26 protein-coding genes, 1 tRNA gene and 5 pseudogenes are annotated in these 26966 nt (G+C 68.6%); 20 read left to right on the forward strand and 12 right to left on the reverse strand.

Annotation, left to right across the window (positions count from 1 at the left end; all coding sequences use genetic code 11):
* The first annotated feature begins 41 nt into the window (after positions 1-41).
* Positions 42-239 (forward strand): hypothetical protein, encoded by a 198-nt coding sequence (locus tag ABT147_RS40610; RefSeq protein ID WP_351416075.1) that lies wholly within the window; start codon positions 42-44, stop codon positions 237-239.
* Between the two features lie 84 nt (positions 240-323).
* Here the strand turns inward: ABT147_RS40610 and ABT147_RS40615 are convergent, their stop codons facing one another.
* Positions 324-2078, reverse strand: coding sequence for an ISKra4 family transposase (locus tag ABT147_RS40615; protein WP_351416077.1), 1755 nt, complete (start codon positions 2076-2078; stop codon positions 324-326).
* Positions 2079-2401: 323 nt separating this feature from the next.
* Between ABT147_RS40615 and ABT147_RS40620 the strand changes: the two genes are divergently transcribed.
* Positions 2402-3436: an IS110 family RNA-guided transposase gene (locus ABT147_RS40620; protein ID WP_351416079.1), complete on the forward strand. Its 1035-nt coding sequence runs from the start codon at positions 2402-2404 to the stop codon at positions 3434-3436.
* Positions 3437-3650: 214 nt separating this feature from the next.
* Here ABT147_RS40620 and ABT147_RS40625 read toward each other — a convergent pair whose 3' ends face one another.
* Positions 3651-4025: a DUF6223 family protein gene (locus ABT147_RS40625; RefSeq protein ID WP_351416081.1), complete on the reverse strand. Its 375-nt coding sequence runs from the start codon at positions 4023-4025 to the stop codon at positions 3651-3653.
* A 228-nt stretch (positions 4026-4253) separates the two neighbouring features.
* Here ABT147_RS40625 and ABT147_RS40630 point away from each other — a divergent pair, with 228 nt between their 5' ends.
* The 7 genes and pseudogenes from ABT147_RS40630 (at position 4254) to ABT147_RS40660 (ending at position 10849) form a co-directional block, all read left to right on the forward strand.
* Positions 4254-5381 (forward strand): sensor histidine kinase, encoded by a 1128-nt coding sequence (locus ABT147_RS40630; RefSeq protein WP_351416083.1) that lies wholly within the window; start codon positions 4254-4256, stop codon positions 5379-5381.
* The gene (locus ABT147_RS40635) at positions 5378-6040 is read left to right on the forward strand and encodes a response regulator (RefSeq protein ID WP_351416085.1); all 663 of its coding nucleotides are present in this window, start codon (positions 5378-5380) and stop codon (positions 6038-6040) included. The genes ABT147_RS40630 and ABT147_RS40635 overlap by 4 nt, the downstream gene beginning before the upstream one ends.
* Before the next feature lie 368 nt (positions 6041-6408).
* Positions 6409-7020: a transposase family protein gene (locus ABT147_RS40640; RefSeq protein WP_351416087.1), complete on the forward strand. Its 612-nt coding sequence runs from the start codon at positions 6409-6411 to the stop codon at positions 7018-7020.
* A gap of 837 nt (positions 7021-7857) precedes the next feature.
* A pseudogene (locus ABT147_RS40645) lies at positions 7858-8163 on the forward strand (transposase); the annotation flags it as partial.
* A gap of 1230 nt (positions 8164-9393) precedes the next feature.
* Positions 9394-9768, forward strand: a complete 375-nt coding sequence (locus tag ABT147_RS40650) for a roadblock/LC7 domain-containing protein (RefSeq protein WP_351416089.1) — start codon at positions 9394-9396, stop codon at positions 9766-9768.
* A gap of 198 nt (positions 9769-9966) precedes the next feature.
* On the forward strand, positions 9967-10338 hold the full coding sequence (locus ABT147_RS40655; RefSeq protein ID WP_351416091.1) for an ArsR/SmtB family transcription factor: 372 nt from the start codon (positions 9967-9969) through the stop codon (positions 10336-10338).
* A gap of 121 nt (positions 10339-10459) precedes the next feature.
* A complete protein-coding gene (locus ABT147_RS40660) occupies positions 10460-10849 on the forward strand; it encodes a transposase (protein WP_351416093.1) in 390 nt (129 codons plus the stop codon).
* Here the strand turns inward: ABT147_RS40660 and ABT147_RS40665 are convergent.
* A pseudogene (locus ABT147_RS40665) lies at positions 10776-11254 on the reverse strand (transposase); the annotation flags it as partial. The gene ABT147_RS40660 and the pseudogene ABT147_RS40665 overlap by 74 nt on opposite strands.
* A gap of 114 nt (positions 11255-11368) precedes the next feature.
* On the opposite strand from ABT147_RS40665, the gene ABT147_RS40670 reads away from it, so the two are divergent.
* Positions 11369-11914 (forward strand): IS1096 element passenger TnpR family protein, encoded by a 546-nt coding sequence (locus tag ABT147_RS40670; RefSeq protein ID WP_351416095.1) that lies wholly within the window; start codon positions 11369-11371, stop codon positions 11912-11914.
* A 258-nt stretch (positions 11915-12172) separates the two neighbouring features.
* On the opposite strand, the gene ABT147_RS40675 is transcribed toward ABT147_RS40670, so the two are convergent.
* Positions 12173-12592, reverse strand: coding sequence for a DUF4259 domain-containing protein (locus ABT147_RS40675; RefSeq protein ID WP_351416097.1), 420 nt, complete (start codon positions 12590-12592; stop codon positions 12173-12175).
* Positions 12593-12650: 58 nt separating this feature from the next.
* On the opposite strand from ABT147_RS40675, the pseudogene ABT147_RS40680 reads away from it, so the two are divergent.
* Positions 12651-13019: pseudogene (locus ABT147_RS40680) on the forward strand (IS110 family transposase); the annotation flags it as partial.
* An 83-nt stretch (positions 13020-13102) separates the two neighbouring features.
* On the opposite strand, the gene ABT147_RS40685 reads toward ABT147_RS40680, so the two are convergent.
* Positions 13103-13414 (reverse strand): transposase, encoded by a 312-nt coding sequence (locus ABT147_RS40685; RefSeq protein ID WP_351416099.1) that lies wholly within the window; start codon positions 13412-13414, stop codon positions 13103-13105.
* A gap of 215 nt (positions 13415-13629) precedes the next feature.
* Here ABT147_RS40685 and ABT147_RS40690 point away from each other — a divergent pair, with 215 nt between their 5' ends.
* Both ABT147_RS40690 and ABT147_RS40695 read left to right on the forward strand, forming a co-directional pair.
* A complete protein-coding gene (locus ABT147_RS40690; protein WP_351416101.1) occupies positions 13630-14133 on the forward strand; it encodes a GNAT family N-acetyltransferase in 504 nt (167 codons plus the stop codon).
* 271 nt (positions 14134-14404) lie between these two features.
* Positions 14405-15199, forward strand: coding sequence for an IS5 family transposase (locus ABT147_RS40695; protein ID WP_351416103.1), 795 nt, complete (start codon positions 14405-14407; stop codon positions 15197-15199).
* Here ABT147_RS40695 and ABT147_RS40700 read toward each other — a convergent pair.
* From ABT147_RS40700 to ABT147_RS40710, 3 genes are all read right to left on the reverse strand, one after another.
* On the reverse strand, positions 15147-15674 hold the full coding sequence (locus ABT147_RS40700) for a hypothetical protein (protein ID WP_351416105.1): 528 nt from the start codon (positions 15672-15674) through the stop codon (positions 15147-15149). The genes ABT147_RS40695 and ABT147_RS40700 overlap by 53 nt on opposite strands.
* 391 nt (positions 15675-16065) lie before the next feature.
* Positions 16066-16755, reverse strand: a complete 690-nt coding sequence (locus tag ABT147_RS40705) for a response regulator (protein ID WP_351416128.1) — start codon at positions 16753-16755, stop codon at positions 16066-16068.
* Entirely contained in the window at positions 16740-19079 is a 2340-nt protein-coding gene (locus ABT147_RS40710) for a sensor histidine kinase (protein ID WP_351416107.1), read from the reverse strand. The genes ABT147_RS40705 and ABT147_RS40710 overlap by 16 nt, the downstream gene beginning before the upstream one ends.
* 171 nt (positions 19080-19250) lie before the next feature.
* Between ABT147_RS40710 and ABT147_RS40715 the strand changes: the two genes are divergently transcribed.
* The 5 genes and pseudogenes from ABT147_RS40715 to ABT147_RS47490 form a co-directional block, all read left to right on the forward strand.
* On the forward strand, positions 19251-20279 hold the full coding sequence (locus ABT147_RS40715) for a glycoside hydrolase family protein (protein ID WP_502983250.1): 1029 nt from the start codon (positions 19251-19253) through the stop codon (positions 20277-20279).
* An 81-nt stretch (positions 20280-20360) separates the two neighbouring features.
* The gene (locus tag ABT147_RS40720) at positions 20361-20807 is read left to right on the forward strand and encodes a hypothetical protein (RefSeq protein WP_351416111.1); all 447 of its coding nucleotides are present in this window, start codon (positions 20361-20363) and stop codon (positions 20805-20807) included.
* A gap of 53 nt (positions 20808-20860) precedes the next feature.
* A complete protein-coding gene (locus ABT147_RS40725; RefSeq protein WP_351416113.1) occupies positions 20861-21391 on the forward strand; it encodes a ricin-type beta-trefoil lectin domain protein in 531 nt (176 codons plus the stop codon).
* Between the two features lie 59 nt (positions 21392-21450).
* Positions 21451-21984 (forward strand): ricin-type beta-trefoil lectin domain protein, encoded by a 534-nt coding sequence (locus tag ABT147_RS40730; RefSeq protein WP_351416115.1) that lies wholly within the window; start codon positions 21451-21453, stop codon positions 21982-21984.
* Between the two features lie 381 nt (positions 21985-22365).
* A pseudogene (locus ABT147_RS47490) lies at positions 22366-22437 on the forward strand (winged helix-turn-helix transcriptional regulator); the annotation flags it as partial.
* An 81-nt stretch (positions 22438-22518) separates the two neighbouring features.
* Here the strand turns inward: ABT147_RS47490 and ABT147_RS40740 are convergent.
* Positions 22519-22592, reverse strand: a tRNA-Met gene (locus ABT147_RS40740).
* A 262-nt stretch (positions 22593-22854) separates the two neighbouring features.
* On the opposite strand from ABT147_RS40740, the gene ABT147_RS40745 reads away from it, so the two are divergent.
* Positions 22855-23079: an IS3 family transposase gene (locus ABT147_RS40745; RefSeq protein WP_351416130.1), complete on the forward strand. Its 225-nt coding sequence runs from the start codon at positions 22855-22857 to the stop codon at positions 23077-23079.
* An 894-nt stretch (positions 23080-23973) separates the two neighbouring features.
* On the opposite strand, the pseudogene ABT147_RS40750 reads toward ABT147_RS40745, so the two are convergent.
* The 3 genes and pseudogenes from ABT147_RS40750 to ABT147_RS40760 form a co-directional block, all read right to left on the reverse strand.
* Positions 23974-24180 (reverse strand): annotated as a pseudogene (locus ABT147_RS40750) (ISKra4 family transposase); the annotation flags it as partial.
* 585 nt (positions 24181-24765) lie between these two features.
* The gene (locus tag ABT147_RS40755; protein ID WP_351416116.1) at positions 24766-24894 is read right to left on the reverse strand and encodes a hypothetical protein; all 129 of its coding nucleotides are present in this window, start codon (positions 24892-24894) and stop codon (positions 24766-24768) included.
* A gap of 280 nt (positions 24895-25174) precedes the next feature.
* A complete protein-coding gene (locus tag ABT147_RS40760) occupies positions 25175-25726 on the reverse strand; it encodes a hypothetical protein (RefSeq protein ID WP_351416118.1) in 552 nt (183 codons plus the stop codon).
* Positions 25727-26190: 464 nt separating this feature from the next.
* Between ABT147_RS40760 and ABT147_RS40765 the strand changes: the two genes are divergently transcribed.
* Positions 26191-26628: a hypothetical protein gene (locus ABT147_RS40765; RefSeq protein ID WP_351416120.1), complete on the forward strand. Its 438-nt coding sequence runs from the start codon at positions 26191-26193 to the stop codon at positions 26626-26628.
* Positions 26629-26966 lie beyond the last annotated feature (338 nt).

Raw genomic sequence — 26966 nt, forward strand, 5'->3', positions numbered from 1 at the left:
ACGGTCGCTCGAGAGGGTGGCACGTGAAATTCAATGCAGGTATGAAGAACGCCTTGTGGGACCGGCTGTCCGCGGAGGTCCGCCGGGAGGTGGACAGCCTTGTTTCGGCCGGTCGAAACGTGCAGGCCATTGCCCTGATGCGTGAGCATGCCGGCCTACCAACGCCGCATCTGCATGATTGCGTCGATGCAGTGGTCCAGCGATTCAGCGTATTGCGGCATAGGCCGGCGAGCTCGTGACAGTGCTTTACACCGTGGTCACGCGTGGCGCCAGTTCGGGGTCGATTCGCGAGGGGTGTAGCTCTTCTGCGGTGAGGTCGTTGCTCAGGCGGTGAGTTTGTAGTCGGCCTGGTCGGCGGTGGGGTGGAGGCGTCGGTGTTCGGCCTGGACGTGGAAGTTCCAGTACGCCGGGAAGTCGTCGTTACTGATGACGGCGCGGAGGTTGAGGAGGGCCTCGGCGCCGGGGATGCTCCATCTGCTGCCGGTTATGTCGAGTCGGTCGGCGATGAGGTGGCGGGCTGCGCCTTCGATGACACCGCTGGCGATGGGCCAGCCGGCGGCGAGTGCCCGGTCGTAGTGGACGAAGTCGGCGTTGTTGTTGAGGTATTGACAGGCTTTGTCGGCAGCCGTCCGTTGATCACCTGTCAGCTTGCGGTGGTCGGCTTCGGCGCGGATCTCGTCGGCGGCCTGTTGGGCGCATCCGCGCAGGACACGGGCGGCCTTGACGGCGATCCAGTCCTCGGCAGCCGGATCGGCGGGAGTGTGGAAGCAGCGGGACGCGGCCCAGAGTTTCTCGATCACGTGGACCAGGTCGAGGACTATGTGGATGTTCACGCCGCGGCGCTCGGCCTCGGCCTGGATCAGGTCGAGTTGGTGGCGGGCGCCGTCGACGAGGACAACCCAGCACCTGCGGTGCTGCGGGTCACGGGCCTGGGCCTGGTCGAAGGCGGCGGCGATGACGTGCTCGGGATCGTGCTTGACCGATCCTGTCAGCCACTTGGCCTGGGCTCTCGGGCCGGGGCGCGGGATGCGGGCGGTGCTGCGGCCGCCGGGCGGGGCGATGATGTCGTGCGGGCGGCGCACGGCCGGGTCGGCGTCGTAGACGGCGGCCAGGGTCGCCATCCGCTTGCGCCCGGACTTCTCCCCGGTGGCCAGGCGGGTGCGGAAGGTCCGCTTCGCACGCTCGGCCGCCTTGCGTGTGGCTTCGCGCAGATGGCCCGGGCGCATGACGATCCCCTTGCCGTCCACGGACAGCACCAGCAGCGTGGATGCGCCCTGCGGCACCGGGGTGCGGGCGGCGTAGAACGCGGCCACGTCCACCGCCGCTGCCTGCACGAGGTGTTCGACCTGGCGTTTGCCCACGACCTTCCCGCAGCAGCGGGTGATCGCCTCCGTTGCGGTGTCATACGAGCCGCGCACCGCCTCGAGCACGGCCAGCTTGCGCACTCCCAGGCTGTGCCGCTCGTGCGGCAGGCCAAGCACCTTGTCGGCCGGATAGCAGTTGGCCTGGCCCGGCGACCTGAGCGCGCACCGGGTGACCCTCATCAGGGCTTGGGCCAGCTGGTCCAGGACGCACAGGCGGCGCAGGCCACGAGAGGCGACTGCCAACTCGGAGTCGAGCTCGTGCAGGAACCAGCGCAGCTTGTTGCCAATGGCGGTGCGCTGAGCGACCAGGGTGCGTCGGTGGTCGACCAGCAGTTTGATGTCCCGGCTCGGCCCGTCCAGGCACGCTTTGGGCAGGTCGGGTTCACGCAGAGCGACCCGGGCCACCGCCTCGGCGTCGATCGGATCGGACTTCCCGCGCTCGCGGGCCGAGCGTCGTGCGCCGGCCATCAGCCGGGTATGCACCCGCACCACCGCGTGTCCGCTGTTGAGCAGGTCGGCCTCGAACCGGCGGGTCAGGTGGCGGCAGTCCTCGACTGCTACCAGCACCGGGCCGAAGCCGTGCAGCCATGCCAGCGCCTTGAGATGGCCGGCGGGTCTGGCGGCGACGGTCAGTTCCGCCAGCCGCTTGCCCAGCGGATCGACTGCCACCAGCGTGTGCGTGTTCTTGTGCCCGTCTATCCCGACGACGATCAACGTGCCTCCCTGCGACGATGCCGGACATGAACCGAATCGTCCGGCGCCGGGGGCACGCCTCAATCGGGACAGCGGCACGCTCCTGACTTGTTCAATTGAGCCCAGATGCTCGGTCTGCAGCCGTAGCGTCCAGGGTGTCGGTCGGCACGGGCCCGCAGTGCTCCTTGCCGCCCCTCGCGGGCTGGCTCACTGATAGCGTGCCGCCGCCGGCCGACACCCGCGCGGTGTGGCTCGACAGAGGCATGAAGGTGACACGGTGACTTCAAGTCAGGGTGCCCGCCGCACTCCCCTTCCTGTCTCATCGAGTGTGAGAGCGCCAGCCTGTGATCCTGATCGGCATCGATCCCCACAAGTCGTCCCACACTGCCGTCGCCGTCGACACCGCGGGCCACCATGTGGCCCAGCGCCGGTTCGTCGTCAACGCCGGAACCTTCCGCCAGCTGATGCGCTGGTGCGAGCAGTGGCCCGACCGCCGTTTCGCGGTGGAGGGTGCCGGCGGCCTGGGCCGCTCGCTCGCCCAGCAGCTGGCCGCCGCGGGCGAGAACGTGGTCGACGTGCCCTCCACCCTTTCGGCCCGGGCCCGGCTGTTGGCCACCGGCGGAGACCGGAAGACCGATGCCAAGGACGCCCTTCATGTTGCCCAGGTCGCTCTGTTTCGCCATGACCTGCGACCCGTGGTCCAGGAGGACCAGACCACGATCCTGCGGCTCCTGACCGAGCGGCGAGACGACCTGGTCCACGAGCGCACCCGCGTCCTGAACCGACTCCACGCCGTGCTTCGCGATCTGCTGCCCGGCGGTGCCCCCACCGGGCTGTCGGCCGACAAGGCCGCCATCCTGATGAAGAGGATCCGGCCGGTCACGGCCACCGACAACTGCCGCCGTGACATAGCTCGTGACCTGCTGGCCGACCTGCGCCGCCTCGACCGGCAGGTCAAGGACAACGAAGCCGAGATGCGCGAAGCCGTCGCGGCGACCCGCACCACGCTGACCACCCTGCCCGGCCTGGGCACCGTGTTGCCCGCAAAGGTCATCGGCCACATCGGGGACGTCAGCCGCTTCCCCACGGAGCACCACTTCGCCAGCTACACCGGCAGCGCGCCCTTGGACGCCTCCAGCGGCAACAACGTCCGCCACCGGCTCAACACCGGCGGCAACCGTGCGCTGAACTCGGTACTGCACACCATCGCCATCTGCCAGATCCGTGACGGCGGGCGCGGACAGGACTACTACCTCCGCAAGATCAGCGAGGGGAAGACACCATCCGAAGCCCGCAGGGCCCTCAAACGCCGCCTGTCCAACGTGGTCTACCGGATCATGAAACGCGACCAACGGAACCACCTCGCCCAAGCCGCTTGACACACAGAGGCGCTATCAGGTCATGTTCCGCCCGGCCGGAGCCATGAGAACAGGTCCCGGCAGTCGGACAGAACAGCCGCAGGACAGCCCAGCAGGACGTCAGTCAGTGCCCGAGTCACGGCCACCGGAACCTGAGTATCAGCATCAATGTCAGTGCCTCCGCCTACGGGGTCCGGCGCGCGGTGGCCGCACGCACGCCGTGCCCCGGTGGCGGTCAGACGGTCATCCGATCGATCGGCCGGTCGGCGCCGCGGGAGCGGGTCAGCGCCCGGCGGCCGAGGAGCACGGCGCCCAGCCCCAGCGGGACGGCGACGATGGCGCCGACGAGCCCGTTGCCGGTGCCGGGACCGCCGCTGGAGGTGGCCAGGTGCAGCACCGCGAGGGCGGTGCCGGCCAGACCCACTGCGATGGCCGACATCCCGCCGGTGCGCGCGTTGCCGATGCTGATCCGGCCGCCGGCGCGGGCAAGGGCCAGCCAGCCGATAGCCAGGCCGAGCAGCCCTACCCCCAGGGCCAGGTTGGCCCCGGTCCGCCCGTCGCCGATGATCCCGCCCTCGGCGGCCACTTTCAGCGCTGCTGAACCACTCATGCCGCTCTTCTCCTTCTCCGTCGCTGACTGCGAGGTTCGATGCGTCTTGAGCATGCGCGCCGGCCCCCTGCCGATCGTCCAGCAGACGCAGGCACTTTCCACTGCCGCATCCGCGGCATCCGGATACCGCGGATGCGGCAGGCGGCGCGCCGGTACCGCACACGCGGTAGCCGATCGCTCGTCCAAGAGCCGGACTCGCCCACAACCGCACCCGGTTACGGTGCACCCATGGACAAAGGACGGTTCGCTCTCCCGGCCCCGGTCACCGACTGGGCGATCGCCGTGGGCGTGGCGGCGCTGCTGCTGGGCACCGGGCTGTCCGGGCCACCCCCGGCCGGGGGCCGCGAGTTGTCCGGCTCCGTGCTGCTGGCGGCCGGCGGGCTGGCGCTGGCCGCGCGCCGCCGGGCACCGCTCGTGGTCCTGGCCGTCACCGGGCTGTCTGCGGTGGGCTACCTGGCGGCCGGGTTCGAGGTGCTCGCCGTCTCCTACCTGGTCGCCGTCTACGGCGCGGTACGTGCCGGACACCGCGCCGTCGCAGTGGTCGCATCCGTGGGCCTGGTGGCCGTGCTCCACCTCACCGCCCTGGTCTTCCACGACGGGCCCGCGCGCGAGGTCGTGGCGCAGGCCCGGAACACCCTTGAGATCGCCTGGCTGATCGCCGCCTTCGCCGCGGGCGAGGCGGTGCGGCAGGCCGAACGGCGGGCGGACGAAGCCGAGCGCACCCGCGAGGAGACCGCCAGGCGCCGGGCCGACGAGGAGCGGCTGCGCATCGCGCGGGAGCTGCACGACTCGCTCACCCACCAGATCTCGGTCATCAAGGTGCAGTCCGAGGTCGCCGTCCACGTGGCCCGGCGGCGGGGCGAGCAGGTGCCAGAGGCCCTGCTGGCGATCCAGGAAGCCGGCCGGGAAGCGAGCCGGGACCTGCGCGCGACCCTTGAGGCGCTGCGCGACGACGACACCACCCCGCCGCACGGACTCGACCACATCTCAAACCTGGTGAAACGGTTCCAAACAACCGGCCTGGAGACGACGCTGACGATCGAAGGACATCCGCACGCCGTGCCGGCCGCAGTGAGCCGTACCGCTTACCGGATCGTTCAGGAGTCGCTCACCAACGTCGCCCGGCACGCCGCCGCAACCACTGCCTCGGTGCTCATCGACTACCGGCCGGACGCCCTCGCCATCCGCGTCGACGACAACGGAAAGGCCACCCCGCACCTCGCGCCGACGCCCGGCCTCGGGCTGCTCGGCATGCGCGAACGCGTCACGGCCCTGGGCGGCCGATTGCACACCGGGCCGCGCAGCGCCGGCGGCTTCACCGTCCAGGCCGAACTCCCCACGAACGGAGCGTCGTGATCCGGGTCCTGCTGGTCGACGACCAGCCGCTCATCCGCAGCGGCTTCCGCGCGCTACTCGACCTCGAAGACGACATCGAGGTCGTGGCCGAGGCCGCCGACGGCCAAGAGGGCCTGGCGCTCATCAAGGAGCAGCTGCCCGATGTCGTGCTCATCGACATCCAGATGCCCGTCATGGACGGCATCGAAGCGACCCGGCACATCGCCGCAGACCCGGCCCTGGCCGGCGTACACGTCGTCGTGCTGACCAACTACGGCCTGGACGAGTACGTCTTCGACGCGCTGCGCGCCGGCGCCGCCGGGTTCCTTGTCAAAGACATCGTGCCGGAGGACTTCCTGCACGCCGTACGTGTCGCCGCCCGCGGCGACGCCCTGCTCGCGCCCGCGATCACCCGCAAGCTCATCGACCGGTACGTCACCCAGCCGCACCCCACCCGCGCCGGCAGCGGGCTGGAGGAGCTGACCAGCCGCGAACGCGAGGCCGTCGCCCTGGCCGCACAGGGCCTGTCCAACGAAGAGATCGCCGACCGCCTGGTCATCAGCCCGTTGACCGCCAAGACCCACATCAACCGGGCCATGGCCAAGCTCCACGCCCGTGATCGCGCCCAGCTCGTGGTCCTTGCCTACGAATCCGGTCTAGTAGCCCCGCGCAACTTCTGACCCCAGCGCGTCGTTGACTGGCCAGGACGCTACGGCGCACTGTCAACTTTGACACACCGTCAGATAACCACAGAGGTGATTGGCAATATTCACCTCTGATTCCGCGAATGAAGCGCCGAATCGGCCTGCCGGAGGGAGAATCTGGCTGGGGTTTTCCTTCTTGATCATCTGATGCCCAGTCAAAGTTGACAGTGCCGCGCCTGGTGTTCACCGACCGACTCCTGGCCACACTGGTCCACCCGCGGCTGGGGCTACCGCACGCTGCGCTGGCCCAGCTGTACGGTGGACCGCTCCACCGTGTCCGGAGCGATCCGCGAGTCCGCCCGCTGCTCGCGGCCCGCGGCTTCGCCGTCCCCGACCGTCCAGGTGTGCGGCTACGTACGCTGGAGGACCTGTTCGCCTACGCCGACGCGGAGGACGTGGACCTGCGGATCGACGGGACCGAGGTGCAAGTCCGTCGCCCGCGCGTGGGCCGCCCAGGCCGCAGGGCATTCGTGTCCGGCAAAGAGAAGCAGACCACCACGTTCAGCGACGGCCAGGGGCGGACCCTGTTCAGCGGGGTGGTCAGGCCGGGCCGGATGCACGACCACACCGCTGTGCGCACCGAGGGCATCGCCGAGCAGTTCCGCCGACACCCGCAGGTGAAGGCTGCGGTCGATGAAGGCTACCGGGGCCTGGCCAACGAGTTCCCCAGCCAGGTCAGCGCCCCGCCGAAGAAGCCAAAGGACGACGCGCCAGCGGGCGAGCACCACGCCTGGCGCGAGCAGCGGCGACGCCAGTCCTCCGCCCGGATCTGCGTCGAACACACCAATGCCGAGTTCAAGCAGTGGCGCCCACTGCAGCGGTTCACCGGCCGCCGCGAGGCCTACGCCGAGACCCACCTCGCGATCGCGGGACTCATCTCCGACCGCTCCGCCCGGCGGGCAACCCGCCGCAAGGCCAGCACCGAACTGGTGCTCGCCCGACAGGCTGCTTGCTGATCACCCACCAGCCGATCCACCAGGCCGGCCCACCCGGATCTCAATCGCTCCCAAGGTCGTCAGCTCGTCAACGGATCACGAGATCCCGTCCAACTCGCAGAGTTGGACGGGATCTCGTGGTTTTGAAGCTTGGTTCGGCATTGATGCCGCTTCGGGAAGCCCCGGGGCGGTGCCGTGGACGCGCCGAGTGGAGCGTGCGATAGGTACGCGGGCATGCCGAAGCGGCCGCGGGACCGGAGTGCTGGTGGTCCCACGGCACGGTGGTGTGGCTTCGTTCGCCCCGATCCGCCTTCTATCGTTCTCGGAGTTCCGGGCGGCGGTGTGGTGACGTCACTCTCGTTCGGTCGGGTCGTCGCCCTGTACGGGTCAGGCGTCTCGGGGATGGTGCCGATCGTGTAGCGCCCTAACTTCCAGAGGTGCCGTGGGCGGAGGAAGGACTTGATGCTCCTCAGGTTCTCGACCATGAGCTGAACGGCTGTCAGGAGAGTCTGGGCGACGCGACCGCGGCTTTGGCGTCGTCCCGCAGGTGCCGGATGGGGCACAGCACAGACGTTGGGCCGGACGAGACGCCACACGAGCAGGGCTGTTTGCCGGGACCATCTGCGGGAGCATGGGAACCGCGACGTCGCGGCGAAGTTGGACCGGGCGGAAGGCGGAATGCCCGGAGCCCCTCCGGGGCAGTGGGCTGCCGTCGGAGAGGCTCCTCCCGTGCCGTAGGGCTCGGCGGTGCCGCGGCATCCTGTCGTACCTGACGTCCTTCGCCGAGACGTACGGGCTGACGGACCGGATCGAGTCCGGTGTCGAGGTCCGTGGCGTGGAGAAGAACGCTGACGGCACCTGGACGGTATCGGGTCTTACCCGCGTGTCCGCGTCGAGGGTGATGGCAGGGCGGTGGTCTCGCAGGCGGGAGGCGTCCTGTTGGTGGAGACGGCCCGGAAGACCGGGCTGGACCAGGCGATATCGGCGGCTCTGGCGCCGTGGTGCAAAGCGCCGGCGGTGCACGACACGGGGAAGATCCTGCTGGATGTGGCCCTGGCGGTCGCGCTCGGCGGGGACTGCCTGGCCGATGTGGGCATGCTGCGGGCCCAGCCGGCCGTGTTCGGTCCGGTGGCCTCCGATCCCACCGTCTCCCGCCTCGTCGATGCGGATCGCGGTCGAACGCTTCGGCTGGACACCGGTGACCCGCCTGCTCCCGCGCCCCGACAGCCGGACCTCCTCGCCACAGTCCGTCTCGCCGACACCACCCGACCGACGACCACCCACCCTGCCCTGTACGACACCGTCTGGCGCCGGCGCAGAAGCCGCCTCCCCTTCGCGGAACGACTGCCGCCCACCCCCGTCCTCACCGAACTCACCGAGGCGGCCCACACGGAAGGCGCCCTGCTCCACCACCTCCCTCCCGCCAGGACCGACACCGTGCTACGCCTCACCCGGGAGGCCGAGCACCGCAACACCACCGATCCCGACCGAGCCGCGGAGAGCCGCCGCTGGCTGACCGGGCCGGACACCGGCACCGGCCTGGGCATGCCGCCCGAGGTACTGGGCCCCCAGGACTTCCTGGACCGCATCCCGATGCGGGACTTCGGCGCCCACCGCCACCCGGACACACTCCCCCGCCCGTCCCTTCGAGAAACGGCCCTCCATCGCCGTACTGACCACCGCGCACGACCGCCGCGCCGACTGGCTTCGCGCGGGCCAGGCCCTCGAACGTGTCCTGCTGACCGCCACGGCCCACAGCGTCCGCGCCTCCCTCCTGCACCAGGCGCTCGAATGGCCAGACCTGCGCGAACGCCTCATGCCCCCGACCGGCCCCCACACCTGCCACCCACAGATGGTGCTCCGCCTCGGATACGGCCCCGAGGGCCCGGCCACGCCCCGCAGCGGCCGTACCCTGCATCTTCGGGAAGACGCCTGACGTGTGGACCGTGCACCTGGGCTGCCCTCAGCGATGTCGCAGAGCGTCATGAACCTGGGTGCTCGCGGTGACAGGCCGGAGTCGTCCGAGGCGTCCGTGACACCGTGGAGGTCCGCAAGGATCCGCCTGATGTCCGCGGCCGATGTCGCGGGTGTGGGTACGCGGCCGGCTCGAACGGAGAGAGCCGCTGGAGTGTCAGGTGGATCAGCTTCAGTCTGCTGCTGACGGCGGCGTAGCAGCGGTTGCGACCCACGCCGTCTGCTGCCTCGGCCTCTGCGGTACCGGTAGCCGCTCGCCGGACAGGAGCGGTCACAGATGTCGCGTCATCCGACTTTTCGGGGCTCCCTCGGTCACTACCAGAACAACAGGGCCGCCGGCCGCAGGACCTACGTAAGGTCCCGGGCATCGACGAGGAGGGCGACGCCCGAGCCTCGCAATGCGAAGGAGGAGATGCCCGTATGAGCAATGTGGAGATCTGCCTGAAGGAGATCATGACGTCGGTCGAGGGCGCGTTGGGAACGGCTCTGGTCGACTACACCAGCGGTATGGCTCTGGGCACGCTGGGGGGCGGCAAGGACCTCGACTTGACCATCGCGGCGGCGGGCAACACGGACGTGATCCGCGCCAAGACCCGCACCATGGAACACCTCGGGCTCAAGGGTGAGATCGAGGACATCCTGATCACACTCGGCAGCCAGTACCACATCCTCCGGCCGCTCAAGGGCCGTGGCGGCAACGGCCTGTTCCTCTACCTCGTCCTCGACAGGAAGAAGTCGAACCTCGCGATGGCCCGCCACCAGCTCAAGAATGTCGAAGGTCAACTGGACGTGTAGAAATCCGCCTGCTTCGCAGCCCCCGCGCGCCCATGAATTGAAGAATTCTTCAACTGGTCACATCGAGATCAGGTCAATCCCATGGGCGTGCGGGCCGGATGTACGAGGATCGGTCCGCAAGACCGCCTGCGGTGGCACGTCCAGGGCCACCGCAGGCCGGATGGAATCCGTCGAATGCGGCAGGGAGCGCGATTCACCATGCAGGTCCCCCTCTATCAGGCCAAGGCCGAGTTCTTCCGCATGCTCGGACACCCGGTACGCATCCGGGTCCTGGAACTGCTGCAGAACGGACCCGTCCCCGTACGCGACCTACTCAGCGAGATCGAGATCGAACCGTCCAACCTCTCCCAGCAACTGGCCGTACTGCGCCGCTCGGGGATCGTGGTGTCCATCCGGGAGGGCTCCACCGTCAGTTACGCCCTGGCCGGCGGCGACGTGGCCCAACTCCTGCGCGCGGCCCGCAGGATCCTGACCGAACTGATCTCCGGCCAGAGCGAGTTGCTCGCCGAACTCCAGCAGGCAGAACCTCAACCGGCCCTCACCCCGGGCGGGGCCGGCAGACGCTCTTGACCGTCCGGGCCCCGTTACCCAGCCCCGAGCACCGGGGCACTCTGCGGACCAGACTTGTCACCCCTCGACTGAGCCTCCCCTCGTAGCGTGGAGACCGTGACCGGAGGGATAGTTGAGGGTCGTGGGATCCAGGAAGCGCATCTACAACGCGGAGTTCCGCGAGGGGGCGGTACGGATCGTGACGGAGACCGGGAAGCCGATCCCGGAGGTGGCCGAGGTGCTCGGTGTGCATCCGGGGACGCTGCACAGCTGGGTGTCGCGGGCCAAGCGCAACGGCTCGCCGTCGTCGGACACGCCCGTCCAGGCGTCGGCAGGAGCAGGCTCGGGTGGCCGGTTGCGGGAGGGTGAGCGGGCCGAGCTGGAGCGGCTGCGGGCCGAGGCCCGGGAGAAGGACAAGCGCATCCGCGAGCTGGAGATGGAGCTTCCCAATCTTGTTGTCAAGCCGCCGCGGCAGCGGGTTGTGCAGGCTGGTAGCACTCTCCGTCACGGATCATCGCCCATAGGACGTTGACGCGGCGGCGGGCGAGGGCCAGCAGGGCTTGTTTGTGACTCTTGCCCTCGTTGCGCTTGCGGTCATAGTACGCCTTGGACGCGGGCAGCACTTCAGGCTGACCATGGCCTACAGGTACATGGCTCGCAGTAGCCCGCGGTGGTAGCGCCGAGGCCGGTGCAGATTGCCGCTGACGCGGCCGGAGTCACGGGGTCTGGGGGCCAGGCCGGCGAAGCCGGCCAGCCGGTCAGCGGTGCCGAAGGCGTCCATCTCGCCGCCGGTCGCGGCGATGAACTCGGCGCCGAGCCTGGGGCCCATCCCGGGCAGGCTGCGGATCACCGCGGCGTGCGGGTGTTCGCGAAACCGGGCCTCGATCAGAGCATCGAGTTCGGCGATCTCCTCGTCGAGGGCCATCACCAAAGAAGCGGCCGAAGTCGGCCCGCCGGCTCCGCGACGAACAGTTCGGTTCCCCACTTGGCAGTCACACTCAGTAGCCTCGGTGCTGGCTCGGGGACCTGGCGCCTGAAGGGGTTGCGAATCGTGGCACGTACCTGGCTGTCCATCCGGGTGGAGTTGGTCTCTGGGCGCGGTGCGGACTTGTGGCCGCGCCCTGGCCGGGTCTTCGCCGCAGCGCGCTCCCACTCCTTCGCCCAGTTCGCCACGGCCATCGATCTCGCCTTCGGCCGCTGGGACATGGCCCACCTGCACCTGTTCACGTTGTCCGACGGCACCCGGGTCAGCCCGCTGGACTGGTGGGACGAGGAGGCCCCGGACGGCACCGCGGACGGCCGTGCCACTCAGCTGAGCAGGCTGCAGACCGGCGAGCAGTTCGCCTACGTCTTCGACATGGGCGACGACTGGGCCCACCTGTGCACCGTGGCGGAAAAGCGCATCGATCCCCTCGACGAACTCGGTGAGGCACCCGACCGCCCGGTTCCCTATTGGGGCTGGGGCAGCCTCCCCGACCAGTACGCACGCCGCTGGGACGGGGACGACGGAGAGTCGCCGATGCCGAAGCGGCCAGCCCGCGGGCTCAGCGACCTGCCTCCGATCCTGCCGTGGTGGGGCGAGCGCCGCCGAGAATGACCTCACGCTGCGTAAACGAAGGGGCCGCCAGTGGGGAATCGCAGTGGCCACGGTGGGGAGCTGAAGTGGCCGCGAGCGGGGAAATCCAACTGGCGGCTGACAACGAGCCTCGCCCTTCAAACGACGACGGCTTGGACGCGACCGCACAGACGTCGAGCGCAGGTGGTGAGAGCGTGGTCAGGTTGGGGTGCGGCTCGACCGGCCCGGCACGTGGCTCTGTTCATCTCCGGGGGCTCTGGTCCAGTTCTTGTGACGCGGTTACTTTTCGTGACCGATCGCTCCCAGGGCTTCCGCGATCCGTTGGACGTCGTGGCGCCACTGAGCGGCGTCGGCACTGTCCACCCAGCCGGTCAGCAGTTCCGATCCGTCTTGGAGTACACACTGCAGAGCGAGCACGGCTGACGAGCGGAGAGCCAACGGAAGCTGCGGCAGAGGTTCTCTGGGTCCGTCATCAGGGTCGATCACAATCCCGCTGCCCGGGATTGTGCTGGCAACGAGAGCCGCTGCGGCCACCGCTTCGGTGCCGTCGCCGCCATCCACGCGTGCTCCGGAATCCGTGACTCGTTGGAAGGCTCGCTCGAGCACTTCGATGACCTTCTGAGAAGTCAGTCCCTCGAGTTCATCGACGAAGTCGGCAGCGAGATCGCTGTCGAATGGGCCTGTTCCCCACGTTCCCATGCACGGCTCCTGGTATCGCTCTCGCGGACGAAGCCAGCATTCCAGCAGCCACTGACACGGTCTGCTCCGGCCCGGCGATGAGATCGCCGTCGACCTGCGCACCCTCACCACCCGCCGCCTCGACGTGGTCTTCGACCGCACCCGGCAGATCAACCGGCTCCGCGCACAACTGGTCGAGATCTTCCCAGCGTTGGAGCGGGCTCTGGATCTGACGAACAAGGGTCCAATCACCCTGCTCACCGGTTACCAGACCCCTGCCGCCATCCGCCGCGCCGGCGCCAAACGGCTCGAAAACTGGCTGAAGAACCGCAAGGTCCACGGTGCCGCTGCTCTCGCGAAGACCGTGGTGGAGGCCGCCCAGGCCCAGTACACCGCGTTGCCCGGCGAGACGCTGGCCGCGGCGATGGTGCTCCGGCTGGCGAAGGGGGCGGGCGAAGTATATTGACGGCGACAGGTCCAGCACCCGGCAGACGGGATCGACCCCGAGACCGTTGTCACGCAGGTGGTCGATCACCTGCTCGGCCTCGTCCGGGGACGGTCGATCTCCTGGGCAGAAAACACCGAGGCGGCCTTGCGGATCTCGTTGGCCCGCCACAACTCCGCTACTTCTTTGCGGAGTTGTTTGAGCTCGTCGTGCTCGGCGGTGGTCAGCCGGTCGTCGCGTTCGCCATGGTCGGCCTCTGCCTGACGGACCCAGCCGCGCAGGGCCTCCTTGTGGATGCCGAGGTCCTTCGCGACGTGCGCGATCGGGCGGCCGGTGGGGCGGACCTCGCGGACCGCCCGCTCACGAAGTTCATCGGGGTACTTACGGGGTGCTGGCATGGTGCTGGTGGATCTCCTTCGCCAGGACCGTAACCCTGGCATCAGGGACTCCACAAATCTCAGAAGCCGTTGCCATACCGATCATGGAGTCTGTCGATCGAACGGGAGTCTCGATCGGGTGATCGCGGGCCCTGCCCAGCATGAGAGCAGGGCTTGGCGGTATGCGGGGAAAATCCAGGGGAGCGGACGGCCGCGCGCTGCTACGGTCGGGCGCCATGAGCTGGCTTCCCGATGACTTCGTCCACCCCGTCCTGGTACCGCTGCCGGGCGGTGGTCATCACCTGCGGCCGATCCGGGAGGCGGACACCCCGCTCGACTATCCGGCTGTGATGGGTTCGCGCGAGCGGCTGTGGACCATCTTCGGCCCGGCCTGGGGCTGGCCCGCGGCCACCATGACCTACGAGGCTGACCAGGCCGACCTGTTGCGGCACGAGAAGGAGATCGCCGCACACCAGTCCTTCAACTACGCGCTGTTCGACGCGGCGGAGACAGCTCTGCTCGGCTGTGTCTACATCGACCCACCGGAGAGGGCCGGCGCGGACGGCGAGATCTCCTGGTGGGTGGTGGACGAGCTGGTGGGCAGCAAGGTCGAGCAGGCCCTCGATGTGCTGGTGCCGCAGTGGATCGCCGCCGACTGGCCGTTCGAGCAGCCGCGCTTCCTCGGCCGCGAGATCTCCTGGTCGGACTGGCTCGCCCTGCCGGAGCATCCCGACACGTAAGTGGTTGTTGCACGTACCGATCTCGAAGGCTGTCGATCGAACGGGAGTCTCGATCGGGTGACTGCGGCGGTTTCCGCGCGTGAAAGCAGGGCCTCCTGGTAGCTCGGGGGTGCGATCCCATTCCGAGTGGTTCCCGGAGGCCCTGTTGTCTTTGTTGTACGTGCCCGAGCACGTTGACTTCAACTCGCCCGCTGTGTCGTGCGATTGCCTTGCGCACCTGTACGGCAACGCGGGCGATCATCCGGACCGGGTGCGTCGGTATCCGTCGGACATGACGGACGCGGAGTGGGCGGCCGTCCGGCCGTTGTTGCCGGTGCCGGCCTGGTTCCAGGGGCGGGGTGGACGGCCCGAGGGCTACTGCCACCGGCAACTGCTGGACGCGATCCGCTACCTGGTCGCGGGCGGGATCTCATGGCGGGCGATGCCCGCGGACTTCCCTGCATGGGGCCGGGTCTACGCCTGCTTCCGCCGCCGGCGCGAGCACGGGCTGATCGCCGAGTTCCACGACCGGCTGCGCGGGACGCTCCGTGAGCGCGAGGGCCGCGAGGCCGAGCCCACTGCGGGGATCATCGACGCGCAGTCGGTGCGGGCCGCCGCGACGGTGCCGGCCGCCTCACGCGGCTACGACGGCGGGAAGAAGGTGCCGGGCCGCAAGCGGCACATCGTGACCGACACCCTCGGCCTGCTCCTGGTCGTCGCGGTCACTGCCGCGAACATCGGCGACCGGGACGCCGCGGCGGGCCTGCTGATCCGGCTGCGCCGTCTGCACCGTGACATCACCCTCGTGCGGGCCGACGGCGGCTACACCGGCTCGCTCGTCGGCTGGTGCCGGGACGAACTCGCCCTGACCCTTGAGATCGTCAAGCGCACCGACGACATGGCAGGGTTCGTGGTGCTGCCCAGGCGCTGGGTGGCCGAGCGCACGTTCGCGTGGCTGATGAACTCCCGCCGTCTGGCCCGGGACTACGAGACCCTGCCCGCCACCAGCGAGGCGATGATCCGGTGGTCGATGGTCACGCGGATGAGCCGGCGTCTGGGACGGCCACGGTCCGCCGGCCGGCACTGAACGCCCCCGGCGCCTCCAGGAGGAGCCACCCGCGCTCCGCCAGGCGCCGGGCTTTCGACCGCAGTCCCTCGACCTTCGCCGGCGTCGCGTCAAGGCCCAGCTCCACCGCGATCTCCTTGGCCCGAAGCGGTCCGTGACCCGGAGATCGCTGCTGTTCCAGCACGCCCAGAATGCACTGATAGTCCGGCGCCAGAACCGTCACCGGCAGCCCTTCCCGCCAGGGCGGCACCGTCGAGCCCGGCACTGGCGCGAGCGACAGCACCGCTTTCTCCTCGGCCTCGGTCCCGGCGGTGGTCTCGGCAGCCGAGGCTGCTAGGGCCTCGACCAGCTCTTCCCGCGCGATCACCCGCCGGTCCAGCTCGATCTCGGCGGCCTCCAACACCTCAGCCAACCGGGCGACTTCCTCCCGTAGCCCTTCCACCCGCACGCGGGCAGCCGCCTCTCGCTCCTCCAGCATTCCCAGCACCGACGCCATCGCGCACCCCTCGCTCACGGAGCGGAAACAAGACGCCGGATGCCTCTCTCATTCCGAGCTACACCATGCCTGACCAGCAAAAATCAACGGATCACGTTCGGTTGAGAGACGGCTTCTCAGTACAGCTCAGTCCGTTGTCCAGCTCGCAGACTGGTGGGTGCGGTGGTTCGCTTCGATGCCTGTCGTATAGCTCCGCGGCTGGTCGTCGTTGGCCGGTGCCTCACCGCGGACAACGATCCGGCGGGCCGGGAGAGACATCGGCACCCGGCTCTTCTTCGTTGAGGCAGCGCCCGAACGTGAAGGGACCACAGGCCCCCGGCTGGCTGGGATCAGTGAAGGTGTAGCGGCCCAGGACGTCATGTTGACGTGGCACTGCGGTGGAGTTGGCCTGTCAGCGAGGCGCGGAAGCGTGGTCGTCTTGTGTGCCTCGGGGTTGGATCAGGCCCGTTTCGTAGGCGAGGATCGTGGCCTGGACTCGGTCGCGCAGTTGGAGCTTGGTCAGCAGGGCATTGACGTGGGACTTGACTGTGCCGGTGGTGACGCCGAGCCGGCCGCCGATCTCCGCGTTGGTCAGTCCCGAGGCGATCTGCAGCAGCACCTCCCGCTCCCTGGGGGTCAGTTCCGTCAGTGCTCCCGCCGCTGCCGTCGGCAACGGCGCTCCCTGGGCGAAGGTGCCGATCAGCCGGCGGGTGACGGCCGGGGCGAGAATGCCGTCTCCGGCGGCGACCACGCGGATCGCGGTGAGCAGGTCCTCGGGCTCGGCGTCCTTGAGCATGAAACCCGAGGAGCCCGCGCGGAGCGCGTCGTAGACGTAGATGTCGAGGTCGAAGGTGGTGAGCACCAGGATCTTCGGCGGGTTCGGGAGTTCGGTGATCAGCCGGGTGGCGGTCAGGCCGTCCATGCCGGGCATCCGGATGTCCATCACGACGACATCGGGAGTGGTCTGTTGCGCGAGGGATACCGCGGCGGTCCCGTCGCCGGCCTCGCCGACCACGGACAGGTCGTGTTCGGCATCGATGACGGCGGCGAAGCCCGCGCGTACCATCGGTTGGTCGTCGACGACCATCACGCGTACGGCGATGGGGGCACCTCCTGGGCAGGGGCCGGAAGGCTTCCGGCGGGCAGGGTGACTCGCAGCGTACCTGGCGGGTCCACGCTCAACTTGCCCTCGGCGGCGTCCAGTTGGATTTTCAGCCGGTCGGCGACCGGTCCCGCCGCGGCCAGCGGCACGCCGGTGACCGTGATGTGCACCGCGCCGCGGCGCAGCCGCAGCGTCACCCGGGCGGGGCCGCGGTCGCCCGCGCCGAGGGCTGCCTCCACCATGCGGTATGCCGCCAGGGACACCGGTGCGGGCAGCGCGGTGGCGGCCTGGGACGCGCCGTGCAGGCGTATGCTCCGGCCCGCCGCACGCAGCGTGTCGCACAGGTCCCGCAGGTCGGCCACGGTGGGCTGCGGGGCATGACGGCGCTCGGGGTCGGCGGCGCCGCGTAGGCTGCCCAGCAGCTGTCTCATCGCGGCCAGTGCCGACCTGGCCTGGGCGGCGACCTCGTCGAGTTCTCCTCGGTCTGCCAGCTCCACCACCCGTGCCGTCCGGTCCAGTACGGCCTGGTGCAGTTCCGCCGCGATCCGTCGGCGCTCGGCGTCGGCGGCGAGGGCCGCCTGCTGTACGGAGTCGGTGAGGGCGCCCTGCTCGCGGGCCACGACCCGCAGCCGCCGGGCCCGCACGGCCATGCCCACGCCCCACATCACGGGGAGCAGCAGGACGGTCACCACCATCCAGTTGACGGCGCGCCACCCCGCCGCGTCCAGCAAGGCGTTCCGGCCCTCCGGCGATATGTCGGAGGTGATGGTCTCGACCAGGACACCGGTCAGCCCGGCGGTGGCCGCCACGACGGAGAGCGACGTCCGTGCGGCGCCACCGCCGTAGACGGCCACCGCGTACACCGCCATGGCCTCGGCGGCACCGGTGAATGCCAAATAGATTGCCCAGTTCTGCGGCAGCAGGTCCCCGGCGCCTGTGACGGTCCAGATCCAGGTGGTGGCGAGCACCCAGAACAGCGCCGGCCACGGCGCGCGCCGACGCCACAGCAATGGCAGGGCGTGGACCAGGGCCAGCAGGGCCAGCACGACGCCGGCGGAGGGTTCGAACACCGCGCCGTCCTCGATGTCGCCGGCCACCACGAACAGCGGAGACACCGTGGCGGCGACGACCAGTGAGGCGTCGACCAGGCGCTGCTCCTTCTGGAAGTCGCGTCGTCGGGAGGGCTTGGGTTGCCGCCACGGGCCGGTGGTGTCAGGGAGGCGTGCCATCACCTGCCATCCGCCATCGGGGCACGGTCCGGCGGTCAGGGTGCCGGTGACGGCCGCTGCCCGCTCCCGCATTCCCGTCACACCGCGGCCCGATCCGAGACCCGCTGTGGAGTGCTGGCGCGCCGCGGCACGTGGTGCGTCGTTCTCCACGGACAGCTCCAGGGTGTCCGCGTCGCGTCGGACGCGGACCCGGACGGCTGCTCCGGGGGCGTGCCGCAGGGCGTTGGTGAGGGCTTCGCGGATGATGCCGAAGGCGGCCTCGGCCGCCGGTCCGGCGAGGTCGCTGGGCAGTTCGGTGACGATGGGGCGGCCCAGTCGGCTGAATCCGGCGACCAGTTCCTGGATACGTCCGGTCATCGGCCGCGGGTCCGGCGGGTCGGCGTCCCGCATCACAGTCACCAGTCGCCGCAGCGCCGTCAGCGTTTCGCGCCCGGCGTGCGCGGCGAAGGACAGGGCGTCGGAGGTGAGTTCCGGACGGGTCCGGCCGAGCCGGCGGGCCGCGTCCACCGTGACGACGACCGAGGTCAGGTGGTGGGCGCTGACGTCGTGGAGTTCCCGGGCCAGGCGGTGGCGCTCGGTGTCGGCGGCCTGCCGCCTGCCCTCCTCGGCTCCGGCCAGCTGTCTCGCGGCTGCCCTCCGCCCGGCCAGCCACTGCCGCCGCCCCTCCCCCAGAGCTGCGCTCACCAGGCAGAGCACGGTCGTGATGGCGCATGTCGACACCACGGAGACCGGCGGGCCGCCCTGCAGAGCCGCCAGCACGCACCCACAGCCAACGGCGGCGGCGGTGCCGACCACCGAGACCCGCCCGCCACACCGCACCGCCACGGAGTACAGCGCGATCAACACGCCGATCCCGAGGGAGTAGTCCGGGGCCGTCAAACCCCCGACGGGTTCGGCCCCCAGCGTCCCGGCCAGCGCCCACACCGGCTCGCGCCGCCGCCATCCCAGCGCCGCGACGACGAGCACCGTGGCGATCAGAACCCCGACGAGGGCAACCGGGCCGGGCGGCGCCTCGGCCAGCGGATTGGACCACAACAGCGCCACCTGCACGGCGGCGAGGAGGCTCGGCAAAAGCCAGTTCCGTAAGTTCTCCATCTCGCGCCTGAGCCTAAAGGTGCTGGTGGCCCCGGAGTCTCCACCCCGGGAAAGAGGACGGTCTCTACCCACCGATAGACCCGCCGTTCGTGCTGCGGGCGGACGCTGCGGCCCGACCGGCCCGAAATGCTGGTTGACATGACGACGGCGCCGCTTCGGAGAGGACACCGGATGGAAGCGACACATGGCAATGACAGTGAACCGTTAGCGGTAGGCAGACGCAGCGTGCTGCGCGGTGCGGCGGCCGGAGTGGCCGGGATCGCCCTGGGCACGGGCGGGACGCTCGCCGGCGCGGGGGCGGCGAGGGCAGCGGGGCCGGCCGGGATGCCGACGTACCGCTATCTGCGGGACGCTATCGTCCTGCCGCCCGTACCGGCGCACAACCCCACCAACGAGTTCATCTTCCCCTGTATCCGGGGGGTGTACGACAAGATCAGCGGGGCCCGGGCGAAGTACTACCTGTACTACGCGCCGCACGAGAGGCCGGGCGGCATCTGCGTGGCCTTCTCCGACAAGCTGGACGGCCCGTTCACCGAGTACCCGGGCAACCCGCTCATCGACAACGCCCTGCCGACCACGACCGTCACCCACGTCTCCTCCCCGCACGTCACCTGGGACGCCGCCACCCGACAGTTCTTCTGCTACTTCCACGGCGAGAACACCGTCACCCGCGTGGCCCGCTCCACCGACGGCCTCCACTTCACCGACGAGACACCGATCCTCAGCACCCGTATGGTGCCCGGCACTTCGGAGACGTCGTACGCCCGCGTCTTCGAACACACCCTGCCGGGCCGGAACAACAAGTACGTCATGGTCTTCATGGGCGTACGCAACGGCCGCCGCATCTTCTACGGCTGGTCACCCAACGGCTGGGACAACTGGCAGTTCAGCCCGACGCCGCTGGTCAACCCCGAGCCCGACGGGGTCACCGACATCTCCGGCCCAAGTCTGGTCAAGCGCAACGGCACCACCTACGTCGCTTACCACGGTAACGACGGCCGGATGCGCATTACCGAGGTCGGCAACGCCTTCGACCGCGAAAACCACCTCGGTATTTTTCACGCCCCTATCGCCTCCGACAACGGACGTGTGGCGGCGCCGTCGTTCGGCACCGAGAACGGTGTCGACTACATGTTCTATGAAGCCGGCTCGCGGCTCAGCGCGCGTATCTGTATCGCACGCGCCGTTCCCTCCGCTTGAGCGCTCCTCCTCGGAAAACCTGTTTCTTCGTCTCACCGAGCCACCACGACCCCACCACAACCAACCAGAAGGACAGACTCAATGATGACGCGTATCGGCAAGAAGGCACTGGCAACGGGCGCGACGCTGCTGGCGACCGCAGGGCTGGCCACCGTGACCGCCCCCACGGCGCACGCCGCGGGCAGTTACAACATCAAGATCGAGAAACTGACCGAGGGCTACATCGCCGACTTCTGCCTGCTGACCACGACGAGCGGCAACGCGGACGCCGCCTGCAGCGGAAACAAGGGGAGCATCGGTTCCTTCCGGCTGGGCACGGTCCACAACCCGGGAGACCGGGTCTGGCTGGACATCAACGTCGTCGCCGCCACGGACAGGAAGGGAATCGATCTGCAGGCAAAGCACTACATCCGGGTGAGGGGATCGTTCCTGGCCCTGGAGGTCTGTGGATGGAAGAGCGAAGCCTCCTTCAAGGCGGGCAACGACGGGCTCAGCCTCCACGGCAACACCGGGATATGCAGTTGGTGAAGCGAGCCGGCGGAAGAGAGGGAGAGAGGAAGAACGACCTGTGGAGGCATCACATGACTGGATTCAGGAGCAGTGCGGTGGCGCGGGCAGCCGTGGTCGCCATGGCGGGCGCCGTGCTGACGGTGGCTCAGACCGGGTCCGCCTCGGCTGACCAGTGGGTCGCGGAGAAGGTGCGCATCAAGGCCGGCAACGGCCTGAGCGAATGTCTCACCGCGTACGAACGGTCCACCGACCCGATGGTTCTCGAACGGTGCGACACGGACAACCTCCGGGGCAACTGGCGCATCATCCCCTACAACGAGTACGGCTACTTCATGGCCAAGAACTGGGCCTCGGGAGAGTGCCTGGACGCCGGAGGCCAGCCCTCGCTGAAGGTGTACACCTCGCCCTGCGACCGCAACGACGGCGGCCAGATCTGGATCTTCAAGTGCGACGACGGCTCCCTCATGAGCGCAGGCCCGACGACGAAGCTGACGTTCTGGAACGACAAGACGGTCAGCATGCGCTTCTCCAGCGGCGAACTGAACGCGAAGCAGGCCTGGGATGTCGTCCCGAGGCCCGGTCCCTGCGAACTCGGTGGGTGACTGTGACTGCTGACCCCTCCGTCAGGCAGATCAGCCATCCCACCAAGGAGACACCAGCCATGTTCGTGCACGCCATGAAGACCCTCAGCCGCAAACCGCTCACGCGCGCACTGCTCGGGGTGACAGCCATGACCGCCCTGCTGACGGGCATCCCCGCGCCTGCAGCGAGCGCCGCCGGGGAGTTCCCCGACGGCACCCTGTTCAGGATGCAGAACTATCAGACCAAGGGCTGCGCGGCCACCTGGACGGAATCCCTGTACGTGTGGGCGCTCTCACGTCCTGTGGAAGACGTGTGCGCGATGGGAGAGGCCATCTGGGTTCAGGGATCCGGTAACAGCATCCGCCACCTCATCAAGGAGTCGACCATCGACGGTCCTCAGCACTTCTGCCTTGGCGCCGACGGAGGCGGGAAGGTCAATGTCACCGCGTGCAGCGGCGCGAACGACCAGAAGTGGACCCGTTACTCGGAGGGCTTCGTGAAGAACTGGGCAACCAAGCAGTGCCTGGACGTCGAGAGCCAGCTTCCGGAACGCTTGTACACCCGAGAGTGCGTGAAGAACGAGCAGCAGAAATGGGCCTTCAAGCCGGCCTGACCTCCACCGGCGTAGATCCTGCCTGACGGTCCGCTGGTTCCTTCGGCGGACCGTGGAAGGGCGGGCCCTCTCGCCGTCCGGTCAGCAGGAACCGCACATACCTGCCGGCCCCGCCCCCCGTGCCTCCCTCCGGACCACCGCCAACTCCGCGACCACCCTCGACCGTTCCGCCCCGGCCCCCGCAGACTGTTTCGGCTGCGGCTCGTTTCGAGAGATGGGCTGAACTGCGGAGACGTTGGTTGGTGTGTGGATGGGCAGGTCTCTTCCTGACTGGAGGAGGCGGTGTCGGTGGGGACGTTGCTTGAGGCGATCGAGGCCGAGGAGGTCGTGGTCCGGGGGCAGGTGGAGGAACTCGAAGCTCAGGTCGCAGAGTTGATGGTGCGGCTGGACATGCTGGAGCGCAACGGCCTGGTGGAGCGAAGCGTGCACCCCATCGTCCCGCCGCGTGTCGAATAGCCGTGTCGCCTACGGACCGGATTCGAGCGGAGCCAGACGCAGTGAAGGCCCGGTATCCACCGGGCCTTCACGTTTAAGTAGCGGGGACAGGATTTGAACCTGCGACCTCTGGGTTATGAGCCCAGCGAGCTACCGAGCTGCTCCACCCCGCGTCGGTTCGGTGAACTGTACGGCACCGACCCGGATCGGCCCAATCTGCTTGGGTGTAGATCTTCCGGGGGTGCCTCGTTGGGATAATTCGCAGAGGTTCGGGGCGTGGCTGGTCGTGCCGGCTTCTACCGTCGCCGGGGTCGAGCCCGCCGTGAGGGGTGCGGGTGCTGAGCGAGGATGGGTGTGGTGTGCCGTCGTTGATGGAGGCGTTGGAGGCCAGGCGGGCTGAGGTGCTGGGCCAGGCCGAGCGGGCTTCGTGAGCAGATCAGTTTCGACAACGCCGTCTCGGAGGCGTTCAACAGCGTGCTCAAGGCGGAGTACGTACACCGGCACCGGTTCGCCACCCGCAGCGAGGCCCGGCTGAAGAGCGCTACGTGGATCACGGACTTCTACAGCACCCGGAGGATCCAAAGCGTGTGCGACTTCGTCAGCCCGGTGGATTTCGAGCAGCAGTACTGGGCTCAGCAAGTCTGGCAGCAAGCAGCGTAAATCGTCTCCACGCTGCGAGGGGATTGGCAACCACGGACTGTCCCCCGCCTCGTAGGCGTCTTGGCCTGGCCCGGAGCGCACGGCCGGGTCGTGAGGAAGAACTCCGGCTGCACCCCGCGAGGATCAGGCGATGACCGACCGCCCGCTGGGCACCGGACCCATCCGCCGATGCGTCCCGCACGCGAAACAGCGACCCGCCGCCGCGGGCCCAGCTCGCCGCCGAACACCTGCCCGCCGTCCCAGCGCCGCCGAGCCGAAGCCCGCGCACCCGCTCTCCGGGCGCCGTGTGCACGGGGTCAGCCCCGCCGCGCCCGGACTCTGGCCGACGCGGTGACACGGGCCGTGACGCACCCGCCGGGCCCACCCGTGCCGTGGCGCGCCCTCACGCATGCACCGCGTGTGCTTGAAACCGCGCCACGCCCGCCACGCGGCACGCGTCGGGACCCTCCCGGGAACCATCGACGGCTTCCCGTCCTGCCGTCACGTCTCGTTGCACGCGTGTGCTCGTGCACGTGTGCACGCTTTCGTGCCCCCCGAGGCATCCCGGGCCGTGACAACACCGATTGAAGTTGAACGTGTTCAAATAGCTCTGTGCGGGTGACCGCGCAGCAGCTGGCGCGAACACGCGGCAGGCACCGCTAGGAGGACATCGTGGGCGCAGGCGTCATAGTCTTTGTATTCTTCTTCTACGTGCTCCTCATGGCACCGTTCTGCATCCTTGTCGGTGCGAAAACGTCTTCGCGCATGGGCTGGGTGATGGCAACTCCCCTAATTTTCCTGCCCCTTACCCTATTGATCGCCGCTCTGATCCCTTGAGTGGCTTACCAACTCCCAGGCGGGCGCGTCGGCCTGGCGAAACGCGGTTGGGTGTAGATCCAATGAAGGTGCTGTTGATCAGGCGGTGGGTATGACCTGGTCGCGGTAGCGCGTCTGGTGGTTGCGGATGAATTCCCGCTGCTGGTGCCAGGTCCAGTAGGTGTCGAAGTCGGCGTTGGCGCGGACGGCACGCAGCTTGAGCACGGCTTCAGCTCCGGAGAGGCCCCAGCGGGCGCCGGTGATGTCCAGGCGGTCTTTGACCAGGTGCCGGCATGCTCCCTCGACACGTCGTCGGCTGCGCGAGGCGCGGGTTCGGCATCGTAGACGGCTCCCAGGGTGGCGACATCACCGTCACGTCCAGCTCCGCCTCAGCCTTCACCAGCGCCACGGCGACACCACCGCCACCCCCACCCGCGGCGTCCGCGCCCGGCACCGGCGAAGTCGGTTCGGCCAGTACCTCCTCCACCGTCTCCCGCGCGATCTGCAACCGCGCCAGCCGTTCCTCTGCCCGTGACAACTCCTCGGCCAGGCCAGCGATCTGCTCACGAAGCCCGCTCGGCCTGGCCCAGCACCTCAGCCCGCCTGGCCTCCAACGCCTCCATCAACGACGGCACACCACACCCATCCTCGCTCAGCACCCGCACCCCTCACGGCGGGCTCGACCCCGGCGACGGTAGAAGCCGGCACGACCAGCCACGCCCCGAACCTCTGCGAATCATCCCAACGAGGCACCCCCAGAAGATCTACACCCAACTCGGTTCCGGTAACGGGCGAGGCCCACCCTCAGGAGGGTGCCAGTGGCGGCCTGCACGAGCCGGGTGAGGCCTGCGACGTGGCCGGTGTGGAGTGGCAGTTCCTGCCGCACGCCGATCATGACCTCAGCGCGACGTCGGGCACGAGAGCGTACGCGCCGAATCCCTTGGCCCCGGCGAGGTCGCGCGTCACCGTGTCGATCACGTCCTGAAGGCGGCTCACCGTCTCATCCTCGAACAGTTCCACCCGCGCCGAGAGGACGACGTCCTCCGGCCTCGCGATCGACAGCCGTGCCCTCGTCGGCTCGAACGGCTCGTCGATGCCGACCGGATCGGGATGGGCTCGGCTGCCGTGGCCTTGTACACGAGCACGGGTTCTGGCTCAAATTCTGTGCAGCATGTGGCCGGAGTGTCCGTGCGCACGGGGGTGCCCGAGGCTTCCGAGTCGGGAAGCCGACGCAGGCTGACCATCAGGGATCGGAGTCTGGCAGCAGTGCCAGTCAGCCTGCCCGGGGGTGCTTTGCGCGTTACAGTCCGGCCGCCTGGACCAGGGACGCCCTCTCGCCCTCGTCCAGATGAAGGCCGGCCAGCAGTTCGTCGTCAGCCAGCAGACGTCGCACCCAGGCGGCGTCGGCAACGAATGCCGCTCGGCACAGGGCCCGTTCAGGGTGGTCTTTCTCAGGGCCGCTGACCGCCAGGTCCCACGCGTTGTCGGGGTCTGTCGGTGCGGACAGGGCGGCGGCTACGAGCACGAGCCCGAACAACTCGTTCCGGCGTGGGATCGATGGATCGGCAGTCAGTCGCAGCAGGTACGGGACGACCGCCGGCATTGTGGCACTAATGGCCATTGGTCCTGACATCACAAGCCAGTCCAGTGCTCGTTCGGCCATCTCAGCCGCGTCGGGATCGAGCAGCCCGCGTAGGACGACCGGGACATCAACCGGGCAGCCAGGAATGGACAACCACTCCACGTCCTCGCACCCTTCCAGTGCCGGATGCGGAGAAGCCTCATGGCTCAGGTGCGGGTACGCCGCCGTCAGAGCTGCTGTCGCGGTCACTGCTGCGGCCTCGTGATCCACCTTGCACACCAGCGTGCCTCCCATCCGCCCGCTGGCGCCGTACCAGCGAACATCGACCGCGTCGACGCCACGAGTCTATCCACGCCCCACCTTCAACCCGACCCTTGCCCACCAGCGCATTTACGTTCACAGCCCGGAAGTTGAGCCGGAGCCCGAGAACGGAAGTCGTCTGTCGACGGCTTCGGGAGTCCCCGCGTGGGCCGGTTCCTTGATCAAACTCGATAGTCCGTTCTCAGGCTCTGGCTCAACTTCTGTGACGCAGCCACTCTGAGTGACAGCCAAGTCTCTCCGAGGCCTACGCGAAGTCGCCCGGAGATGGCCCGTGGGAGAGGTCGAATTCCGGCTGAAGGAGTTCCTGTTCCTGTCGATCACGGATGTCGCGGTGCCGTCGGTGAAACTCTCCGGCGAGCTCAGTACCAGGCCAACCAGCACCGGCTGATTGGATCGAAGTAGCGTCAGGACGCATGGAACTCTTCGCACTCTTCGGCCCGCCCGCGATCACGCTCTTACTCTTCGTCATCGCAGTGTTCCCATACGCGCTGTGGGTTACCAGGAAGAAGCCCACGCGGACGGCCCGCCTGGCTGCGATCGGAAGCGCAGCAGCTCTCGCCGCTTACGGTGCCGGCACCTTCTACGGTCTCGCCTACACACACCCCGTCGACCTCTGCGCAACGAAGACCGCCAGTGGCGACTACATGGACGTCGGACGCGACTACAGCCTGACGTCAGCGACCATCCACCACTTCCCCCCATCCGTCACCTGCCATTGGAGCAGCGGACACAGCACCAACGACGTGTCGTTCTGGATCACGCCTCTTCTTTACACAGGGCTGGCCTGCGCCACCGTCTGCTTCACCCTGATACTTATCAACCGCTCTCACCGCAGAAGCGCCCACCGCTGAAAACGGCTGGCCCATCCTCGACCACGCCATGAAGCTCAGGGCCGAAGCCACCAACGCCCACGTCTCGTTGCCGAGGGAGATGTCGCAACACTTCTGCTCTACGTCGCCCGCCGGATGCATTGCGCATCAACGCGCACGTTCTCGATGCTCACGTCGACCGACGGCACCGCGACATCCGTGCTCGACAGGAACAAGAGACTCAGCTGTCACTGAGCAATGCTCGTGACTTGTGGTTCGAAGCCCGAGGCATTGTCAAATCCTGTGGACTGACCAGACAGCCCAATGGCCGTTCGATCAAGTAAGCGGCTTGCGGTAACGGACGTACTCGTTCTGCCGCC

It is taken from the genome of Streptomyces sp. NPDC001868 (assembly GCF_040297125.1).
Classification (GTDB): Bacteria; Actinomycetota; Actinomycetes; order Streptomycetales; family Streptomycetaceae; genus Streptomyces.

What these genes read in the sequence shown, in the direction of transcription:
- ABT147_RS40610 (WP_351416075.1), top strand. Translation starts at nt 42, where the DNA reads ATGAAGAACGCCTTGTGGGACCGGCTGTCCGCGGAGGTCCGCCGGGAG.
- ABT147_RS40625 (WP_351416081.1), bottom strand. Translation starts at nt 4,025, where the DNA reads ATGAGTGGTTCAGCAGCGCTGAAAGTGGCCGCCGAGGGCGGGATCATC.
- ABT147_RS40630 (WP_351416083.1), top strand. Translation starts at nt 4,254, where the DNA reads ATGGACAAAGGACGGTTCGCTCTCCCGGCCCCGGTCACCGACTGGGCG.
- ABT147_RS40650 (WP_351416089.1), top strand. Translation starts at nt 9,394, where the DNA reads ATGAGCAATGTGGAGATCTGCCTGAAGGAGATCATGACGTCGGTCGAG.
- ABT147_RS40655 (WP_351416091.1), top strand. Translation starts at nt 9,967, where the DNA reads ATGCAGGTCCCCCTCTATCAGGCCAAGGCCGAGTTCTTCCGCATGCTC.
- ABT147_RS40675 (WP_351416097.1), bottom strand. Translation starts at nt 12,592, where the DNA reads ATGGGAACGTGGGGAACAGGCCCATTCGACAGCGATCTCGCTGCCGAC.
- ABT147_RS40685 (WP_351416099.1), bottom strand. Translation starts at nt 13,414, where the DNA reads ATGCCAGCACCCCGTAAGTACCCCGATGAACTTCGTGAGCGGGCGGTC.
- ABT147_RS40690 (WP_351416101.1), top strand. Translation starts at nt 13,630, where the DNA reads ATGAGCTGGCTTCCCGATGACTTCGTCCACCCCGTCCTGGTACCGCTG.
- ABT147_RS40695 (WP_351416103.1), top strand. Translation starts at nt 14,405, where the DNA reads ATGACGGACGCGGAGTGGGCGGCCGTCCGGCCGTTGTTGCCGGTGCCG.
- ABT147_RS40700 (WP_351416105.1), bottom strand. Translation starts at nt 15,674, where the DNA reads ATGGCGTCGGTGCTGGGAATGCTGGAGGAGCGAGAGGCGGCTGCCCGC.
- ABT147_RS40710 (WP_351416107.1), bottom strand. Translation starts at nt 19,079, where the DNA reads ATGGAGAACTTACGGAACTGGCTTTTGCCGAGCCTCCTCGCCGCCGTG.
- ABT147_RS40715 (WP_502983250.1), top strand. Translation starts at nt 19,251, where the DNA reads ATGGAAGCGACACATGGCAATGACAGTGAACCGTTAGCGGTAGGCAGA.
- ABT147_RS40720 (WP_351416111.1), top strand. Translation starts at nt 20,361, where the DNA reads ATGATGACGCGTATCGGCAAGAAGGCACTGGCAACGGGCGCGACGCTG.
- ABT147_RS40725 (WP_351416113.1), top strand. Translation starts at nt 20,861, where the DNA reads ATGACTGGATTCAGGAGCAGTGCGGTGGCGCGGGCAGCCGTGGTCGCC.
- ABT147_RS40730 (WP_351416115.1), top strand. Translation starts at nt 21,451, where the DNA reads ATGTTCGTGCACGCCATGAAGACCCTCAGCCGCAAACCGCTCACGCGC.
- ABT147_RS40765 (WP_351416120.1), top strand. Translation starts at nt 26,191, where the DNA reads ATGGAACTCTTCGCACTCTTCGGCCCGCCCGCGATCACGCTCTTACTC.